14 protein-coding genes and 1 pseudogene are annotated in these 18038 nt (G+C 66.0%); 14 read left to right on the forward strand and 1 reads right to left on the reverse strand.

What is annotated here, in order from left to right; translation table 11 throughout:
- Positions 1-10: 10 nt before the first annotated feature.
- The 11 genes and pseudogenes from AB4Y36_RS16625 (at position 11) to AB4Y36_RS16675 (ending at position 12807) form a co-directional block, all read left to right on the forward strand.
- The gene (locus AB4Y36_RS16625) at positions 11-520 is read left to right on the forward strand and encodes a flavin reductase (protein ID WP_342949391.1); all 510 of its coding nucleotides are present in this window, start codon (positions 11-13) and stop codon (positions 518-520) included.
- 2 nt (positions 521-522) lie between these two features.
- A complete protein-coding gene (locus AB4Y36_RS16630; RefSeq protein ID WP_256094914.1) occupies positions 523-1803 on the forward strand; it encodes an MFS transporter in 1281 nt (426 codons plus the stop codon).
- Between the two features lie 172 nt (positions 1804-1975).
- Positions 1976-2941 (forward strand): annotated as a pseudogene (locus AB4Y36_RS16635) (GNAT family N-acetyltransferase).
- 146 nt (positions 2942-3087) lie between these two features.
- Positions 3088-4101 carry a deoxyribose-phosphate aldolase gene (gene deoC / locus AB4Y36_RS16640; RefSeq protein WP_368683593.1) on the forward strand — a complete coding sequence of 338 codons (1014 nt, stop codon included), beginning with the start codon at positions 3088-3090 and terminating at the stop codon, positions 4099-4101.
- A 13-nt stretch (positions 4102-4114) separates the two neighbouring features.
- A complete protein-coding gene (locus AB4Y36_RS16645; protein WP_368683594.1) occupies positions 4115-6496 on the forward strand; it encodes an aldehyde dehydrogenase family protein in 2382 nt (793 codons plus the stop codon).
- A gap of 42 nt (positions 6497-6538) precedes the next feature.
- Positions 6539-7018 (forward strand): RbsD/FucU family protein, encoded by a 480-nt coding sequence (locus AB4Y36_RS16650; protein WP_368683595.1) that lies wholly within the window; start codon positions 6539-6541, stop codon positions 7016-7018.
- Positions 7015-7956, forward strand: coding sequence for a ribokinase (rbsK, locus tag AB4Y36_RS16655; RefSeq protein WP_368683596.1), 942 nt, complete (start codon positions 7015-7017; stop codon positions 7954-7956). The genes AB4Y36_RS16650 and rbsK overlap by 4 nt, the downstream gene beginning before the upstream one ends.
- 39 nt (positions 7957-7995) lie before the next feature.
- A complete protein-coding gene (locus tag AB4Y36_RS16660; RefSeq protein ID WP_368605141.1) occupies positions 7996-9033 on the forward strand; it encodes an ABC transporter permease in 1038 nt (345 codons plus the stop codon).
- 102 nt (positions 9034-9135) lie between these two features.
- Positions 9136-10140: an autoinducer 2 ABC transporter substrate-binding protein gene (locus tag AB4Y36_RS16665; RefSeq protein WP_069267015.1), complete on the forward strand. Its 1005-nt coding sequence runs from the start codon at positions 9136-9138 to the stop codon at positions 10138-10140.
- Between the two features lie 73 nt (positions 10141-10213).
- On the forward strand, positions 10214-11734 hold the full coding sequence (locus AB4Y36_RS16670) for a sugar ABC transporter ATP-binding protein (RefSeq protein WP_368619174.1): 1521 nt from the start codon (positions 10214-10216) through the stop codon (positions 11732-11734).
- Between the two features lie 29 nt (positions 11735-11763).
- Positions 11764-12807, forward strand: coding sequence for an ABC transporter permease (locus AB4Y36_RS16675; RefSeq protein ID WP_069267013.1), 1044 nt, complete (start codon positions 11764-11766; stop codon positions 12805-12807).
- Positions 12808-12855: 48 nt separating this feature from the next.
- On the opposite strand, the gene AB4Y36_RS16680 is transcribed toward AB4Y36_RS16675, so the two are convergent.
- Entirely contained in the window at positions 12856-13584 is a 729-nt protein-coding gene (locus tag AB4Y36_RS16680) for a DeoR family transcriptional regulator (RefSeq protein ID WP_368619175.1), read from the reverse strand.
- 251 nt (positions 13585-13835) lie between these two features.
- On the opposite strand from AB4Y36_RS16680, the gene aldA reads away from it, so the two are divergent.
- From aldA to AB4Y36_RS16695, 3 genes are all read left to right on the forward strand, one after another.
- The gene (gene aldA, locus AB4Y36_RS16685; RefSeq protein WP_368683597.1) at positions 13836-15257 is read left to right on the forward strand and encodes an aldehyde dehydrogenase; all 1422 of its coding nucleotides are present in this window, start codon (positions 13836-13838) and stop codon (positions 15255-15257) included.
- 247 nt (positions 15258-15504) lie between these two features.
- Positions 15505-16794, forward strand: coding sequence for a nitrate/nitrite transporter (locus AB4Y36_RS16690; protein WP_368683728.1), 1290 nt, complete (start codon positions 15505-15507; stop codon positions 16792-16794).
- Between the two features lie 13 nt (positions 16795-16807).
- Positions 16808-18025, forward strand: coding sequence for a mandelate racemase/muconate lactonizing enzyme family protein (locus AB4Y36_RS16695; RefSeq protein WP_368683598.1), 1218 nt, complete (start codon positions 16808-16810; stop codon positions 18023-18025).
- Positions 18026-18038: the final 13 nt, after the last annotated feature.

Consider the following 18038-nt stretch of genomic DNA (forward strand, 5'->3'; position numbering starts at 1 on the left):
GGGCGAGAATATGGTAGACAAATCCCTCTTTCGCGACGCCATGTCCGGTCTTGGCGCCGCCGTGAACATCGTCACCACCGATGGCGACGCCGGGCGCGCCGGCTGTACGGCGTCCGCGGTGTGTGGCGTGACGGACGAGCCTCCCACGCTGCTCGTCTGCATCAATCGCACGAGCCGCAACAACGCGATCCTGCGCGAGAACGGGCGGCTCTGCGTGAACGTGCTGGCGGCCGATCAGCGCGAGGTGGCCACGCGCTTCGCCACGAAAGACATCGACATGGACGAACGTTTCGCGCTCGCCGAGTGGTATCGGCTCGAAACGGGCGCGCCCGCGCTGCGCGGCGCGGTGAGTTCGTTCGATTGCCACATCGCGCGCACGACCGAAGTCGGCACGCACACGGTGTTCTTCTGTGAGATCAAGGCGGCGCGCATGGTGGGCGGGCGCGACGGGCTGATCTGGTTCGGCCGCGCGTTTCATCGCGTGCTCGCACAGGCGCAAGCGGCAGCGGCGGCGGCCTGAGCGTGACGCGCACGCCTTCCCAAGGCGCTGCCGGTTCCCGCTCGTCGGACGAAACGGGGCCGCCGGGGCTTGGCGCGGCGCAACGCGGCAAGGCCGCCTCGCTCGCATTGCTGCTCCTCGCGCAAGTGGCGGCGATGGGCGTGTGGTTTTCGTCGAGCACCGTGGTGGTCCTCATCAAGCAGGCGCACGCCATTGCCGCCTTCGACGAAGCCTTGCTCACGAGCGCCGTGCAGTGCGGATTCGTGGCCGGCACCATCACGTCCGCATTGCTTTCGCTGCCCGACCGCTACGATCTGCGCCGGCTGCTTGCGGGTTCCGCGCTCGTGGCGGCCGTGGCCACGGCGTCGCTCGCGTTCCTGCCGCCGGTCGGCGGTGCGGTCGTTGCGCTGCGGTTCATCACGGGCATGTGCATGGCGGGCGTGTATCCCGTCGGCATGCGGCTCGCGGCCACCTGGGCGCAAGGCGATCTCGGTCTGCTCGTCGGCCTGCTCGTGGGCGCGCTCACGCTCGGCTCGGCAAGCCCGCATCTGCTGGCGGCCACGGGCGGGCTCGGCTGGCGCACGATCTATGGCGTCGCCGCGGCGTGCGCGGCGTGCGCCGCGGTGCTGATCGGCTTTGCGGGCATCGGGCCGAATATCCGGCGCGCCACGCGCATCGACGTTGCGAAGGTCGCGCAGGCGTGGCGGCGGCCCGCCTTGCGGCTCGCCAATCTCGGTTACCTCGGCCACATGTGGGAGCTTTACGCGATGTGGGCGTGGCTCGCGCTGTTCCTGCAGCAGACGTTCGTCGCGCGCGGCATGGCCAATGCCCGCACGCGCGCGGAGTGGATGACCTTCAGCGTGATCGCGATCGGCGCGGCGGGCGCGTGGCTCGGCGGCGTGCTGGCGGACCGCGTGGGGCGCACGGCCGTCACGGTCGGCGCGATGGCGACGAGCGCAACGTGTGCCGCGCTGATGGGCTGGCTGGCTCACGCGCCGCTCATCGTGATGGGCGCGGTCGCGCTCGTGTGGGGCGTCTCGGTGATCGCCGATTCCGCGCAGTTTTCGGCGAGCGTGGCCGAACTGGCCGACCCGGACTCGGTCGGTACGCTGCTGACCGCGCAGACTTGCGCGGGTTTTCTGCTCACGCTGGTGAGCATTCATCTCGTGCCGTACGCGGTGGCGTGGCTAGGATGGCGGGGCGGCTTCGGCATGCTGGCCGTGGGACCGGCGCTCGGCTGTGTGGCGATGCTGCGGTTGCGGCGGCATCCCGATGCGGTGCGGCTTGCGGGTGGGCGTCGGTGATCCGCAATGGCGCACGCAGGCGGGAATCGAAAAGCAGAGGAAAACTGAACAATTGGTGTGCGCTGCGTGGTTCCACGCACCCTACCGTTCGTGGACCTTTCCACAGAACCACGACATGCGGTAACTTAACGCGAATATTGGCTACGTCCCGCGCAAGAGGAGCTTGTCACGCATGTCCGCAAGACTGAACGAATTCCAGCAGCCCATCGGGGACCCTGTCACCGGCTGGCAAGCGCGCGAAAGGCCGGCGCGTGTGACGATCGAGGGCCGGTTCTGCCGCATCGAGCCGATCGACCTCGACCGCCACGCCGCCGATCTCTTCGAAGCCTACGGCACGGCGGCCGACGGTCGCGACTGGACCTACCTGTTCTCCGAGCCCTTCACCGACTTCGCCGCGTTTCGCGAATATCTCGCGAAAGCGGCTGCATCGAGCGACCCGTTCCATTACGCCGTGATCGACCGCGCGAGCGGGAAGGCCGTGGGTACGTTCGCGCTCATGCGCATCGAGCCGGTGCATGGCGTAATCGAAGTGGGCAGCGTGACGTTTTCGCCGCGCCTGAAGCAAACGCCGCTTTCCACCGAGGCGCAGTACCTGCTGATGCGCTACGTGTTCGACGATCTCGGCTACCGGCGCTACGAATGGAAATGCGACAGCCTCAACGCGCCTTCGCGCAAGACGGCGTTGCGTCTGGGCTTCCAGTTCGAGGGCATTTTCCGCCAGGCGATCGTGTACAAGGGCCGTAACCGCGACACCGCGTGGTTCGCGATCATCGACCAGGATTGGCCGCTCGCGAAATCCGCATTCGAGAAGTGGCTCTCGAAAGAGAACTTCGACGCGCAAGGCCAGCAGCGCGCGTCGCTTGCGAGCTTGAGAGAAGCGGCAACCTCCTGAATGTGTGTGCTGCATGAAGGCACATGGGTCGATGCGCCCATTTGCCACCTCGAAGACCTGTTCGTCGATCCCGCTTGCCGCGGCCAGGGCATCGGCAGGCGGCTCATCGAAGACCTCATCGCACTGGCGCGTTCGCGCGCATGGTCGCGTCTTTACTGGCATACGCGCGAGGACAACCCCGCGCGCAAGCTCTACGACGAATTCGCGCAAGCCGACGATTTCGTACGGTATCGGTTGCAGTTCTAAACCGCTGTCTGGGTCAGCGTTCCCAAGTCCCGAGCCCGATAGATAGGATTGTAACGAGTATTGTCACGATCGTTTCATCGGTATAGGATGAGTGCGAATAAACCACCACGGTTTGATGTGCATTGCACAAATTCGCCACCCAGCCTATGTCAGAAGCCTCAACGAACTCGCTCGTCGTGCTGCGCGGCGCGCCCGCCCAGCATGCTGCGCATTTAGCGCGCAACGCCGGCGTGGCGTTCGACGCGGCGTGGCTCGACGCCTTGCGCGTCAACCAGTCCGCCGTCGAGCGGCGCACGGCCACGCTCGGCACGCGCCGCGCGGTCAAGAAGGACGCGCAGGCCGCGTGGCTCCTGAAGGCCATCACCTGCATCGATCTCACCACGCTCAACGGCGACGACACCGAAGGCCGCGTGCGACGCCTGTGCACGAAGGCGCGCCACCCCGTGCGCGCCGACCTGCTCGCGGCGCTCGGCTTCGCGCCCGATGCCATCACGACAGGCGCGGTGTGCGTGTACCACCGCTTCGTCGCGGCCGCCGTCGACGCGCTGGCGGGCAGTGGTATTCCCGTCGCGGCAGTTTCCACCGGTTTTCCGGCGGGCCTCAATCCGCACGCGCTCAAGCTCAAGGAAATCGAGGCCTCCGTTAAGGACGGCGCCGAAGAAATCGACATCGTCGTCACACGCGAGCACGTGCTCACCGGCAACTGGCGCGCGCTCTACGACGAAGTGCGCGAGTTTCGCGCGGCCTGCGGCGACGCGCATCTGAAGGCGATTCTCGCCACGGGCGACATTCGCGTGCTGTCGAACATCGCCCGCGCGTCGATGGTCTGCATGATGGCGGGCGCGGACTTCATCAAGACATCCACGGGCAAGGAAGGGGTCAACGCCACGCTCGACGTTTCGCTCGTGATGGTGCGCATGATTCGGGAATACCGCGAGCGCACCGGCGCGCTGGTGGGCCTCAAGCCCGCGGGCGGCGTATCGAATGCCAAAACCGCGCTCGCGTACCAGATCCTCATGAAGGAAGAGCTGGGCCGGCCCTGGCTCGAGCCCGAGCTGTTCCGCTTCGGCGCGTCGAGTCTGCTCGCCGACATCGAGCGCCAACTCGAACATCATGTGAGCGGCCGCTATTCCGCCTTCCACCGCCACCCCGTAGCCTGAGCAGACCATACCGATGAGCGTAGCCGAGTATTTCCGAACGATGGATTACGGTCCCGCCCCCGAGGACGATCAGCCCGTGCGCGCGTGGCTCGCGCAGCACGAGGCCGCGTTTGGGCATTTCATTGACGGCGCGTGGCGCGAAAGTGCCGATGGCGCGCGCTTCGAAGTACGCGCGCCCGCCACGGGCGAGGCGCTCGCCGCCGTGGCGCAAGGCGGTGCGGCGGACGTAGCGGCGGCCGTCGCGGCAGCGCACGCGGCGCAGCCCGAGTGGTACGCCATGGGCGGCGCGGCGCGCGCGCGGCATCTCTACGCGCTCTCGCGCATGGTGCAGCGCCACAGCCGCCTCTTCGCCGTGCTCGAGGCGCTCGACAACGGCAAGCCGATTCGCGAGACGCGCGACATCGACGTGCCGCTCGTGGCGCGCCATTTCCTCCATCACGCGGGTTGGGCGCAGCTTCAGGAGAGCGAGCTGGAAGGCTGGTCGCCGCTCGGCGTGATCGGCCAGATCGTGCCGTGGAATTTCCCGCTGCTGATGCTCGCGTGGAAAGTGGCGCCCGCCATTGCACTCGGCAACTGCGTGGTGCTCAAGCCCGCCGAATACACGCCGCTCACCGCGCTGCTGTTCGCCGAACTGGCGCATCGCGCCGGCCTGCCCAAGGGCGTGCTCAACGTGGTGACGGGCGACGGCGGCACGGGCGCGGCGCTCGTCGAGCATCCCGGCGTCGACAAGATCGCGTTCACGGGCTCGACCGAAGTGGGCCGCCTCATCCGCACGGCCACGGCCGGCACGGGCAAGTCGCTCACGCTAGAACTGGGCGGCAAGTCGCCGTTCATCGTGTTCGACGACGCCGACCTCGACGGCGCCGTGGAAGGCGTGGTGGACGCGATCTGGTTCAACCAGGGCCAGGTATGCTGCGCGGGTTCCCGGCTGCTGGTGCAGGAGGGCGTCGAGGCGCGCTTTATCGAGAAGCTCAAGCGCCGCATGGCGACGCTGCGCGTCGGGCCCTCGCTCGACAAGGGCATCGACATTGGCGCGATCGTCGATCCGGTACAGCTGGAACGCATCGAGTCGCTCGTGGAAGCCGGGCGGCGCGAAGGCTGCAACGTGTGGCAGCCGCGCGAAGTCGAGTTGCCATCGGGCGGCTGCTTCTATCCGCCGACGCTCGTGACGGGCATCGGGCCTGCATCGACGCTCGCGCAGGAGGAAATCTTCGGGCCGGTGCTCGCGGCCATGAGCTTTCGCACGCCGGAAGAGGCCGTGGCGCTCGCCAACAATTCGCGCTACGGCCTCGCCGCGAGCGTGTGGAGCGAGACCATCGGGCGCGCGCTCGACATCGCGCCGCGCCTGCAATGCGGCGTGGTGTGGATCAACGCGACGAACCTGTTCGACGCGAGCGTGGGCTTCGGCGGCTATCGCGAATCGGGCTTCGGGCGCGAGGGCGGCCGCGAAGGCGTATTCGAATATCTGAAGCCGGCCGCATGGAGCAAGCTGCCGATGCGCGCGCAACGTGAGGTGCGCCCGCCGGCGCCAGACTTTGCGCACGCGGGCGGCGGTCTCGATCGCACTGCGAAGCTTTTTATCGGCGGCAAACAGGTACGGCCCGATAGCGGCTATTCACACGCCATCTACGCACCAAACGGTGAATGGGTGGGCGAAGTCGGTGCGGGCAGCCGCAAGGACGTGCGCGACGCCGTTGCCGCCGCGCGCGGCGCGGGCAAGTGGACGCAGATGAGCACGCACGCTCGCGCCCAGGTGCTGTACTACCTCGCGGAAAACCTGAGCGCGCGCGCCGAAGAATTCGCACGGCAACTCACGCGCCGCGCCGGGCACGACGCGCGCGCGGCCGGGCATGAAGTGGAGATGGCGATCGACCGGCTCTTCAGCTACGCGGCGTGGGCCGACAAGTTCGATGGCGCGGTGCATACCCCGCCGTTGCGCGGTGTCGCGCTCGCCATGCACGAGGCGCTGGGCGTGGTCGGCATCGCCTGCCCCGACGAAGCGCCGCTGCTCGGCTTCGTTTCGCTGATCGCACCGGCGCTCGCAATGGGCAATCGCGTCGTGGCGCTGGCGAGCGAGGCGTGCCCGCTGGCGGCAACGGACTTCTATCAGGTCGTGGAAACCTCGGATGTGCCTGCGGGCGCGCTCAACATCCTGACCGGCGAGCGCGCCGCGCTGCTGCCGGCCCTCGCGAAGCACGACGACGTGGACGCGCTCTGGTGCTTCGGCACGGCGGCCGATTCGTCCCTCGTGGAGCGCGAGTCGGTGGGCAACCTGAAGCGGACCTTCGTCGATCATGGCCGGGAGGTTGACTGGTTTGACCGGACGAGCGCAGGATTGCCGTTCCTGCGCCATGCCGTGCAGGTGAAGAACATCTGGATACCGTACGGCGACTGAGCGCTTCGAACAAGAAAACGCCAGATCAATGGAGACAAAAGCATGCTGAAGAATCTCGACCCGCTTCTGAACGCCGATGTCCTGCAAGCGCTGCGCGCGATGGGTCACGGCGACGAACTCGTCGTTTGCGACGCCAACTTTCCCGCCGACTCCGTTGCGCGCGCCACGGTGCTCGGCAAGCTCCTGCGCATCGACGGCGCCGATGCGCCCCGCGCCGTCCGCGCGATCCTCTCCGTGCTGCCGCTCGACACCTTCGTCGAAGCCCCGGCCATGCGCATGGAAGTGGTCGGCGAACCCAACACGATTCCCGCCGTGCAGCACGAAGCGCAGGCCGAGGTCGACGCAGCGGAAGGCCGCGCCGTGCCGTTCGCGCGCATCGAGCGCCATGCGTTCTATGCGCGCGCCCGCAAGGCCTACTGCGTGATCGCCACGGGCGAAACGCGCGGCTACGGCTGCTTCGTGTTCACCAAAGGCGTGCTGCTCGCACCCGACGCGCCGCGCGGCAGGGAGCAGGGCCAATGAGCGGACGCGTCGTCATCCTCGGCATCTATGTGACCGATCTCGCATTTCGCGCGAGCCGCATGCCGATGATCGGCGAGACGCTCGCCGGATCGGCATTCGCGATGGGACCGGGCGGCAAGGGCTCGAATCAGGCCGTGGCCGCCGCGCGCGCGGGCGCGCAGGTGGTGTTCTGCACGCGTGTGGGCAACGACGCGTTCGGCGACATCGCGCGGGCGACGTGGGCCGCCGAAGGCATCACGGCGCGCACCCAGGCCGTGGACGGACTGGCCACGGGCGCGGCGCACATCTTCGTGGACGACACGACCGGCATGAACGCGATCATCGTCGCAGCGGGCGCAGCGGCCACGATGGAGCCCGGCGACGCCGAAGCGATCGAAGCCGATATTGCGGCTTCCCAGGTATTCGTCACGCAACTGGAGCAGCCGCTCGCGGCAGCGCGGCGCGGCCTCGAACTCGCGCGCCGGCATGGCGTGAAGACGGTGTTCAATCCGGCCCCCGCCATGGCGCTGCCCGACGACATCTTCCCGCTTTGCGACTACATCACGCCCAATGAGACCGAGGCGCAGGCGCTCACGGGCATCGAGATCCGCAACGCCGCCGACGCGCGCCGCGCCGCCGACGTGCTGCTCGCCAAGGGCGCGGGCGCGGTCATCGTGACGCTGGGCGAAGCCGGCGCGCTGCTCCATACGCGCGATGCTTCGGTCCTGCTTCCCGCCTTCAACTGCGGCCCGGTCGTGGAAACGGCGGGTGCGGGCGACGGCTTTACGGGCGGCTTCGCGGCGGCGCTCGCGCGCGGCGACGACGCGCTCACGGCCACACGCTTTGGCTGCGCGCTGGCAGGCATTTCCGTGACGCGCCCCGGCACCGCGCCCTCCATGCCGCGCAAGGAAGAAGTCGACGCCATGCTCGCGCGCACGGCGAGCGCCAGCGCGCATTGAACGTTGCCAGGTGAAAACACACCGCAAAGGATGAGGTCCATGAAGTCTGCACTCTTTGCCAAATGGTTCGGTGACCGGCAGTTGAACTTCCTGCTGGCCGTGAACCTGCTGGTCGTGCTGGTTGCGGTCTGGGTGTCGCGCGGGCAGTTCGTCGGCATCGACAACCTGCAGTCGATGGGCGCGCAACTGCCCGAAGTCGCGCTACTCGCGCTCGGCATCATGCTCTCCATGCTGTCAGGCAACGGCGGCATCGACCTGTCCGGCGTGGGGCTCGCGAATCTTTCGGGCATGATCGCCGCGCTGGTGGTGCCGCGTTTCGTGAGCGGCGACGATTCGCCCGCGCTTTATACGGCGCTCTTCATCGTGATCGTGCTTGGGATGGGGCTCCTTGGCGGTCTGCTCAACGGCGTGGTGATTGCGCGCCTCGGGCTCACGCCCATTCTCTGCACGCTCGGCACGCAACTGCTTTTCACGGGCTTCGCGGTGGCGCTGAGCAACGGCGCCTCCGTGCACGTGGATTATGTCGAACCGCTCGCCGATATCAGCAACGGCACGTTCTTCCAGATACCGATTTCGTTCCTGCTATTCGTGGCCGTGGTCGTGCTGCTGGGCTGGCTGCTCAGGCGCACGCCGTTCGGGCTGCGCCTTTACCTCATGGGCACGAACCAGCGCGCGGCGTTCTATGCGGGCATTCCGCGCGCGCGCATGCTGATCATGACCTACGCGATGTGCGGCGTGCTCGCCTCGCTCGCCGGGCTCGTGAGCGTTTCGCACACGCTCAGCGCGAAATGGGACTACGGCAATTCCTATCTGCTGATCGCCATTCTCATTGCGGTGATGGGCGGCGTGAATCCGGCGGGCGGCTACGGACGCATCATCTGCGTGTTCTTCGCCGCGACGGTGCTGCAATTCCTTTCGAGCCTCTTCAATCTGATGGGCGTTTCGCAGTTTTTTGGCGATTGCGCCTGGGGCTTCCTGCTGTTGCTCTCGCTCGCGTTCGCGGGCGGCGAGCGGGTGCGCGCGATTTTCGGTTTCGGCGGCTCCCCGTCTGCTGGCAAAGGGCGGACTTCGGGCTGACCAGCCGAACTGTGTAGCAGGCGGCCCTCGTGCCTCGGAGGTCCGCCGCCATCTCTTTCGGGGCGACGGTTAATCGGCTAATAAAAAACGGAGACATCGAACATGAAGATCAAGCGACTCAGTGTGGCGATCACGGCGTGTGCACTTGCCGCTGGCATGGCGGCCGTGGCGTATGCGGCGGAGAACCCGACCATCGTCACGGTGGTGAAGGTGACCGGCATCAGCTGGTTCAATCGGATGGACGACGGCGTCAAGGAATTCGGCAAGGACAACCCGAAAGTTTCGGTCTACCAGACCGGGCCCGGCCGCGCGGACGCCGCGCAGCAACTGAAGATCATCGACGACCTGATCGCGAAGAAAGTGAGCGCGATCGCGGTCGTGCCGTATGACCCGCCCACGCTCGAACCGGCGCTCAAGAAGGCGATGGACCGCGGCATCAAGGTCGTCACGCACGAAGCCGACAACGAAAAGAACACGATGGTCGACGTCGAGGCGTTCGACAACTCCGCCTATGGTGCCGCGCTCAACGACCGCCTCGCCTCGTGCATGCACGACGATGGCAAGTGGGCGACGATGGTCGGCTCGCTCGGCAGCCGCTCGCAGGTGCAGTGGGCCAATGGCGGCATCGACAACGCGAAGAAGAAGTTCCCGAAGATGCAGCTCGTCGAGACCAACCTCGAAACCAACAACGACGGCGAGCACGCGTATGAAGTGGCCAAGGAAGTGCTGCGCAAGCATCCTGACATCAAGGGCTTCCAGGGCTCGTCGTCGCTCGACGTGATCGGCATTGGCCGCGCCGTCGAGGAAGCGGGCCTGCAGGGCAAGATCTGCGTGTACGGCACCGGCTTGCCGACCGAGGCCGGCAAGTACCTCGAAAGCGGCGCGATCAACGGCATTGCGTTCTGGGATCCGAAGCTGGCGGGCATCGCCATGAACAAGATCGCGATGATGCTGATCGACGGCAAGACCGTGGAGAACGGCGCGAACCTCGGTCTGCCCGGTTACGAGAAGGTCACGGTGTCGAAGGGTCCGGGCAAGGGCATCATCGTGCGCGGCCAGGGCTGGGTGAGCGTCGACAAGTCGAACTACAAGCAATACAACTTCTGATCGGTAGAAGGTGGCGCGCGCAGCGGGCTCGCAGCCCGGCGCGCGCTTCGTCGCAACGTCACGAAGAGACGACATGGCTTCAGAACCGTTATTGCAGGTGCTCGGCGTGCACAAGCGCTTCACGGGCGTGCACGCCTTGCGCGGCGTGACGCTCGCGTTCGAGCGCGGGCAGATCTATCACCTGCTCGGCGAGAACGGGTGCGGCAAGAGCACGCTCATCAAGATCATCTCCGGCGCGCAGCCGCCGGACGAAGGCGAGCTGGTGATCGACGGCGCGCGCCACGCGCGGCTCACGCCGCTCGAATCGCTCGCGGCGGGCATCGAGACTGTGTATCAGGATCTTTCGCTGCTGCCCAACATGAACGTGGCCGAAAACATCGGGCTCACGACCGAACTCGCTGAGCACGCGGGGCGCCTCGCGCGCACGTTCGACCGCCGCGAACTCGCGCGCACGGCCGAGCGCGCCTTGAAGGCCGTGGGCCTGCCGGGCGACGCCGACTTCCAGGCGACGCTCATCGAACAACTGCCGCTCGCCACTCGCCAGCTCGTGGCGATCGCGCGTGCCATTGCGAGCGAGGCGAAGTTCGTCATCATGGACGAGCCCACGACCTCGCTCACGCAAAAGGAAGTGACCAACCTCATTGCCGTGCTCGGCCAGTTGCGCGCGCAGGGCGTGACCGTGCTGTTCGTGAGCCACAAGCTCGACGAGTGCTATGCGATCGGCGGCGAAGTGATCGTGCTGCGCGATGGCCAGAAAGTGACGCAAGGCCCGATCACGAACTACACCAAGGCGCAGTTGAGCGAACTGATGACGGGGCGCGAGCTTTCCACCGAACGCTACCGCAACGTCGCGGCCGAAGCCGACGTGCTGCTCGACGTTCGCGGTCTGGGTCGCACGGGCCTGTTCAGCGACGTGTCGTTCACGCTGCATCGCGGCGAGATTCTCGGCGTGACGGGTCTGCTCGATTCGGGCCGCAACGAACTCGCGCGCGCGCTTGCGGGCGTCGCGCCCGCCGATGCGGGCGAGATCGTGCTCGAAGGCCGCGCGATCGAGCTTTCGACGCCCGGCGACGCGAGGCGTGCGCGCATTGGCTATGTGCCGGAAGACCGTCTGAATGAAGGCCTTTTCCTCGACAAGCCGATTCGCGACAACGTGATCACGGCGATGATCGCGAGCCTGCGCGACCGCTTCGGCCAGATCGATCGCACGCGCGCACGCGCGCTGGCCGAAAACACCGTGAAGGAACTGCAGATCGCCACGCCCGATGTGGACAAGGCCGTGCAGTCGCTCTCGGGCGGCAACCAGCAGCGCGTGCTGATTGGCCGTTGGCTCGCCATCGACCCGCACGTGCTGATCCTCCACGGGCCGACCGTGGGCGTGGACGTCGGCTCGAAGGACATCATCTATCGCATCATGCAGCGGCTCTCGCAGCGCGGCATCGGCATTCTGCTCGTGAGCGACGACCTGCCCGAGCTGCTGCAGAACTGTGACCGCGTACTGATGATGCGTAAGGGCCGCCTCGCTGAAGAGCACCACGCCGATCGTCTGACCGAAGCCGAGCTGTACCGTGCGCTGCTTGCAGAGGCAGCCTGAATTTCGCGTAACGTTTTGCCGGACACCGCATGAGCATGAATCAGACAATGAGCACGTCGTCCAACACCGTCGAAGTCGCGCGCCAGAGCGTACCGCTGAACTGGCGCGCGAAGCTCGCCCGCAACCCCGAATGGTTCACGGCCACGCTGATCGTTATCACGTGCGTGATCGTCGCCTCCATCAACCCGCGCTTTTTCCAGTGGGCCACGCTGTTCGACCTGCTGCACTCGGCGACGATCACGTCGCTGTTCGCGCTGGGCACGCTCGTCGTGCTGGCGTCGGGCGGCATCGACGTCTCGTTCACGGCGATCGGCGCGCTCACGATGTACGCGATCACGAAGGCCGTATTCGCGTGGTGGCCCGATGCGCCGTTCGCGCTCATTCTGCTCACGGGCGCCGTGGGTGGTATCGTGCTCGGGGTCATCAACGGCATGCTCGTGCACCGGCTGCAGGCGCCCTCGCTGATCGTGACGATCGGCACGCAATACCTCTATCGCGGGCTGCTGCTTACCTTCGTGGGCACGACGTTCTTCATGAACATCCCGCACAGCATGGATCACTTCGGCCGCATTCCGCTCATCGCCTACAAGACCGCCGATGGGCTCAACGCGGTGCTGCCGGTTTCCGCGATCGCGCTCGTGGCGGGCGCGATTCTCACGTGGTGGCTGCTCAATCGCACGATGATGGGGCGCGGCGTCTACGCCATGGGCGGCAGCACGGCGATTGCGGAGCGGCTGGGCTTCAACCTGCGCGCGATCCGGCTGTTCGTGTTCGGCTATACGGGGTTTCTCGCCGGCGTGGCGGGCATTTTGCACGTGGCGAACAACCGGCTTGCCAATCCGTTTGACCTGGTGGGCTCGGAACTCGACGTGATCGCGGCGGTGATTCTGGGCGGCGCGCGCATTACCGGCGGCAGTGGCACGGTCGTGGGCACGCTGCTCGGTGTGGCGCTCGTCACGCTCATCAACAACGTGCTGATTCTCGTGGGCGTGCCGAGCACGTGGCAGAAGGTGATTGTCGGCGCGTTCATTCTGGTGGCCGGCACGCTGTTCGCGCTGCGCCGGCGCGGCTGAGTCGGCAGACTATTGGCGCGAGGCCGGCGCCGCACGGCCGGTCGGCGCTTATGCGCTGTGCGCGCGCAGCGTCTGGCCTTTCTCGGTGATGACGGAATTGAAGTCGTCCAGCTGCGAAAAGCGCCACGCCTTCACGATGCCATACTTGCTGGCATCCACAACGAGATGGCTTTCTACGGCGCTGGCCATGGCGGCTTGCTTGAGCGCCACTTCGTGAAAGTTCCAGCACGTCACGCCGCGCGCGGCGTCCACGCCGCCCGCTGAAATAAACGCCTTGTTGATGCCCATGCGGCGCAGCGTTTCCAGGCTCTCCTCGCCGGAAAACGAATCCGACGACGGCACATACACGCCTCCCAGCAGGATCATGCGCACATTGGGCATGCGCCGCAGAATCTCGGCCACGTTGAGCGAATAGCACACCGCCGTGATCTGCAGCTGGGAAGGAATGAGGCGCGCGAGTGCGGCAAGCGTCGTGCCGCAGTCGATGAAGACGGTGTCGTTCTGCGCGATGAGCCTTGCCGCGTGCGCGGACGCTTGCGCCTTGGCCTGCGCGAAGTGGTCCTTTTCGTGTTCGAGCGAGTAGCCGGCGGTATTGGGCACGTCCTGCGCGCTCACGATATAGCCGCCCAGATACGTGAAACGCTCGGGATTCGCGGCGACGTCGCGCCGCACGGTCATTTCGGAGACACCAAGCACGCTGGCTGCATCGCGCAGGTGCATGACGTTGTGTTTTGCGAGCGCGTCGGCAAGGGCGCGCAGCCGGTCGGTTTTGGCCATGGAGTGGGTGCTGCGCCGGACTGTGCTGCGTTCCGGCGAACGTTAGATTTGTTTCGTACGCTTGAGCGAATTATAACAAGCAAGGCGTGCGATGGCCACGCGCTTTGGCTCCTGCCGCCCCGGCGCCCGCTTCGGCGAGCATGCGTTTTTCGCATGCTCCGCTCGACAATTAATCGTTTGTGGCGTCCCGATGCCGCACGGATACTGCCCTTTCTCGTGAAGCGGCGGCAACGCCAAACCGGCAGCAATCCATGCGATCAGACCTCAATTTCATCAATGGGCAGTTCGTCGGCGCCGAAGGGCCGCAGATCGCTGTCCATAATCCCGCGACCGGCGACGCGATCGGCCACGTGAGCGCGGCGAGCGCCGCGGACGCGGTTCGCGCGGTCGTGGCCGCCAGGGCCGCGCAGCGCGACTGGCGCAAGTTGCCCGCCGCCGAACGCGGCGCGAGCCTGAACCGGTTTGCAGAAGCGATCGTGGCGCGCGCGCCGAAGATCGGCGCGGCGCTTGCCGCCGAGTCGGGCAAGAGCGTCGCGGACGCAACCGCCGAAGCACAGTACGCCGCCGAAATCCTGCGCTACCACGCGCAGTGGGCGCGTCGCATCGAAGGCGAGGTGATTCCGAGCGACAGCGCGAACGAAAACCTCGTTCTCATGCGCGAGCCGATCGGCGTGGCCGCATGCCTGATTCCGTTCAACTTCCCCGTGTACACGCTGCTGCGCAAGGTCGCGCCGGCGCTCATCACCGGTAACGCGGTGGTCGTGCGCCCGAGCAACAACACGCCGTGCTCGGCGTTCGAAGTGGCGCGCGCCGCGCAGGAAGCCGAACTTCCGGCGGGCATTTTCAACGTGCTGGCCATGGACCACGACACGGCCGCTGTGCTCTGCACGCACGCGGACGTCGGCATGATCACGCTCACGGGCAGCGTGAGCGCGGGCCGCAAGGTGCTCGACTACTGCAAGGAAAATATCGCGAAGCCGTCACTGGAACTGGGCGGCAAGACGCCCGCGATCATCGAAGACGACGCTGATCTCGAAGCGGCCGCAACGGCCATCGTGCGCTCGAAAACCACGCATTGCGGCCAGCTTTGCACGGCGATCGAACGTGTGTACGTGCACGCTTCGGTGCATGACCGCTTCGTCGCGCTGCTGCGCGAGAAGATGGGCGCCGTGCGCTTCGGCGACCGCGCCGAAGACGCCGCTCGCATGGGTCCGCTAGTGAGCGCGAGCGCACGCACGGCGATCCACGCGATGGTGGAACGTGCGGTAGCCGAAGGCGCGAAGCTCGAAACGGGCGGCTACGTGCCCGAAGGCAAGGGCCATTTCTATCCGCCTACCTTGCTCACGCATTGCCGCCAGGACATGGAGATCGTGCAGGAGGAGATCTTCGGCCCGGTGCTGCCGGTGCTTTCATACGAGACGCTCGACGACGCGCTGCGCATGGCCAACGATCACCAGTTCGGCCTTTCGTCGGTGCTCTTTACGGAGCGCTACCGCTCGACCCTGCGCGTCGCGAACGAGATCGAAGCCGGCGAGCTGTACGTGAACCGCACGCCCGCGGACCCGTATCAGGGCTATCACGCCGGCTGGAAGCGCTCGGGCCTCGGCGGCGACGACGGCAAGCACGGCATGCTCGAATTCACGCAGACACGCCTTGTCGTGATGCCGTTCTGACCGTTCGAAATACTGATTAATCGCAGCAACGGCGCCCTTGAACTGGGCGTCGCAGATAAAGAAAAGACGCCTCGCGCGGGCAACCGCCCGCGTGCCGGTCGACAGCCTTGCATGGGACCAGAGTAAGTGCTTTGCACTAACTCTGGTCGACAGCTTTGCATGGGACCAGAGTAAGCGCTAAAGCGCCAACTCTGGTCGACAGGAGACAAACTTGCAGAAGTCCATCGGAAAGCCCAATGCGCCGGCGATGCCGCGCGCCGAAACCGCAGCGCTCACGCCCGCCGCAGCGGGCTCCATGCAGCGCTACGTGCAGTTGCTGCTGCTCGTGCTCGCCGCGGGCGGTATCTATCCACTGCTGTATCTGCGTCAGGTCTACCAGACCACGATGCTCGATGTCCTGCATATCGACAACGCCCAACTCGGCTATCTCTACTCGGTGCTCGGCATCGTGTTCTTCATTTCCTATCTGCCGAGCGGCTGGCTCGCCGACCGCGTCGCGCCGCGCCTGTTGATCTGCTTTTCGCTTATCGGCACCGGGGCGCTCGGCCTCTGGTACTCCACCGCACCCTCGTTCCATGCGCTGCTCGTGATCTTCTGCCTCTGGGGCGTCACGACCGGCCTCACGTTCTGGGCGTCCGTGCTCAAACGCGTGCGCATGATCGCGGGGGCGAACGAACAAGGCCGTTTTTTCGGGCTGCTCGATGGCGGACGCGGGCTCGTCGAAGCGCTGCTCGCCACTGCCGCGCTCGCACTCTTCGCCGCTGCAACCGGCTCGGGACGCGGTGAAGCGGCGGGCCTGCGCCACGTGATCTATATGTATTCCTTCACGTGTATCGCACTCGGCGCGTTGATGAGCTTCTTCAAGGACCCCGCGCCCGCGCATGCCGAAAGCAAGCCGGTCGAGGCGAATGCGAACGGTTCGCTGTGGCGCGATCTCGCGACGCTCGCCGCGATTCCCCAGCTCTGGCTGATGGCAGCCGTGGTGTTCTGCGGCTATCAGATCTTCTGGGCGACTTACAGCTTCTCCGCGTACCTCCAGCAGGGTGAGATGCATATGACCGTCGTGGCGGCCGGCATGGTCACCACCGCGAAGCTCTGGATGCGTCCCATCGGGGGCATCGGCGGCGGCTTTCTCGGCGACCGTCTGTCGAACCTGCGCGTGCTGATCTGGGCGCTGTTCCTGGCCGTCGCGGGCCTGATCGGCCTGATCGTGCTGCCCGCGCTGCGCAACATGGCGCTTCTCGGCGCGGTGGTGCTGTTCATCGGCCTCATGACCTACGCGATTCGCGGCCTCTACTGGACGCTGCTCGACTACTGCGCGATTCCCATGCGCATCACGGGCCTCGCCATCGGTCTCGTTTCGCTGATCGGGTATTCGTCGGACATCTTCCTGCCGCTCGTGAACGGCTATATCACCGAGCACTACGCGGGCATGCTCGGCTACCAGATCTATTTCGCCTATGTCGCCGCCATTGGCACGCTCGGCGGTATCGCCGCGCTCGTGCTCAAGCGTATGACCCACTCCAAACCTGCCTGAAACAGCCTGAACCATGAAAGTCGTTGCAATTGAAACGAACGTCGTCGCGGTGCCGCCTCCGCACCTCGGCGGCATGTACTGGATCTTCGTTACGCTGAAAACCGATTGCGGCATCGAAGGCGTGGGCGAAATCTACGCGGCCACGTTCCATCCCGACGTGATGGTGAGCGCGATCGAAGACGTCTTCACGCGCTACCTGCTGGACCACGATCCGCACCGCGTCGAGCGCCTGTTCCGCGAGACCTATTCGAGCGGCTTCACGCAGCGCGCGGACCTCACGATGATGGGCATCGTGAGCGGCCTCGAAATGGCATGCTGGGACATCATCGGGAAGGCGGCGGACAAGCCCGTGTACGAACTGCTCGGGGGCATGGTAAACGAGCGGCTTCGTTCGTACACCTACCTGTACCCGAAGAACGCGCAAGGCGAATACGATTACGACGATCCCGATCTCGCCGCCGAATGCGCGGCCGAGAACGTGAAGCGTGGCTTCACCGCGGTGAAGTTCGATCCGGCGGGTCCGTACACGGCTTATTCGGGGCATCAGCTTTCGCTCGACGTGCTCGACCGATGCGAAACGTTCTGCCGCAAGGTGCGAGAAGCGGTGGGAAGCAGGGCCGATCTGCTGTTCGGCACGCATGGACAGATGGTGCCTTCCTCGGCGATCCGGCTGGCGAAGCGGCTCGAGAAATACGACCCGCTGTGGTTCGAAGAGCCGGTGCCGCCGGGCCAGGAGGAGGCCATCGCCAATGTCGCGAAGCACACGTCGATTCCCATTGCCACGGGCGAGCGCCTCACCACCAAATACGAATTTCACAAACTGCTGCAGGCGGGCGGTGCGTCGATCCTGCAACTGAACGTCGCGCGCGTGGGCGGCCTGCTCGAAGCGAAGAAGATCGCGACGCTCGCCGAAGTGCACTACGCGCAGATCGCGCCGCATCTCTACAACGGGCCCATTGGCGCGGCGGCAAGCATTCAGCTCGCGGCCTGCACGCCGAACTTCCTGATTCAGGAAAGCATCGGCACGTGGGACGGTTTCCACGCACGAGTGCTCAAGCAGCCGATTCAGTGGGAAGACGGCTACATCATCCCGTCGAAGGCACCGGGCCTTGGCGTCGAGCTCGACATGGACGTCGTGCGCGCGCACTCGCCTTATACGGGCAAGCGTCTGCATCTGCAGATGGCGAGCCAGCCCGCCGACGTGCGCGATACCTCGCCCGCACGCGGCTGACCTACCGGAAGCA

The sequence above is a fragment of the Paraburkholderia sp. BR10936 genome, assembly GCF_040965735.1.
GTDB classification, from domain to species: domain Bacteria; phylum Pseudomonadota; class Gammaproteobacteria; order Burkholderiales; family Burkholderiaceae; genus Paraburkholderia; species Paraburkholderia nodosa_A.

What these genes read in the sequence shown, in the direction of transcription:
- AB4Y36_RS16625 (WP_342949391.1), top strand. Translation starts at nt 11, where the DNA reads ATGGTAGACAAATCCCTCTTTCGCGACGCCATGTCCGGTCTTGGCGCC.
- deoC (WP_368683593.1), top strand. Translation starts at nt 3,088, where the DNA reads ATGTCAGAAGCCTCAACGAACTCGCTCGTCGTGCTGCGCGGCGCGCCC.
- AB4Y36_RS16645 (WP_368683594.1), top strand. Translation starts at nt 4,115, where the DNA reads ATGAGCGTAGCCGAGTATTTCCGAACGATGGATTACGGTCCCGCCCCC.
- AB4Y36_RS16650 (WP_368683595.1), top strand. Translation starts at nt 6,539, where the DNA reads ATGCTGAAGAATCTCGACCCGCTTCTGAACGCCGATGTCCTGCAAGCG.
- rbsK (WP_368683596.1), top strand. Translation starts at nt 7,015, where the DNA reads ATGAGCGGACGCGTCGTCATCCTCGGCATCTATGTGACCGATCTCGCA.
- AB4Y36_RS16660 (WP_368605141.1), top strand. Translation starts at nt 7,996, where the DNA reads ATGAAGTCTGCACTCTTTGCCAAATGGTTCGGTGACCGGCAGTTGAAC.
- AB4Y36_RS16665 (WP_069267015.1), top strand. Translation starts at nt 9,136, where the DNA reads ATGAAGATCAAGCGACTCAGTGTGGCGATCACGGCGTGTGCACTTGCC.
- AB4Y36_RS16670 (WP_368619174.1), top strand. Translation starts at nt 10,214, where the DNA reads ATGGCTTCAGAACCGTTATTGCAGGTGCTCGGCGTGCACAAGCGCTTC.
- AB4Y36_RS16675 (WP_069267013.1), top strand. Translation starts at nt 11,764, where the DNA reads ATGAGCATGAATCAGACAATGAGCACGTCGTCCAACACCGTCGAAGTC.
- AB4Y36_RS16680 (WP_368619175.1), bottom strand. Translation starts at nt 13,584, where the DNA reads ATGGCCAAAACCGACCGGCTGCGCGCCCTTGCCGACGCGCTCGCAAAA.
- aldA (WP_368683597.1), top strand. Translation starts at nt 13,836, where the DNA reads ATGCGATCAGACCTCAATTTCATCAATGGGCAGTTCGTCGGCGCCGAA.
- AB4Y36_RS16690 (WP_368683728.1), top strand. Translation starts at nt 15,505, where the DNA reads ATGCCGCGCGCCGAAACCGCAGCGCTCACGCCCGCCGCAGCGGGCTCC.
- AB4Y36_RS16695 (WP_368683598.1), top strand. Translation starts at nt 16,808, where the DNA reads ATGAAAGTCGTTGCAATTGAAACGAACGTCGTCGCGGTGCCGCCTCCG.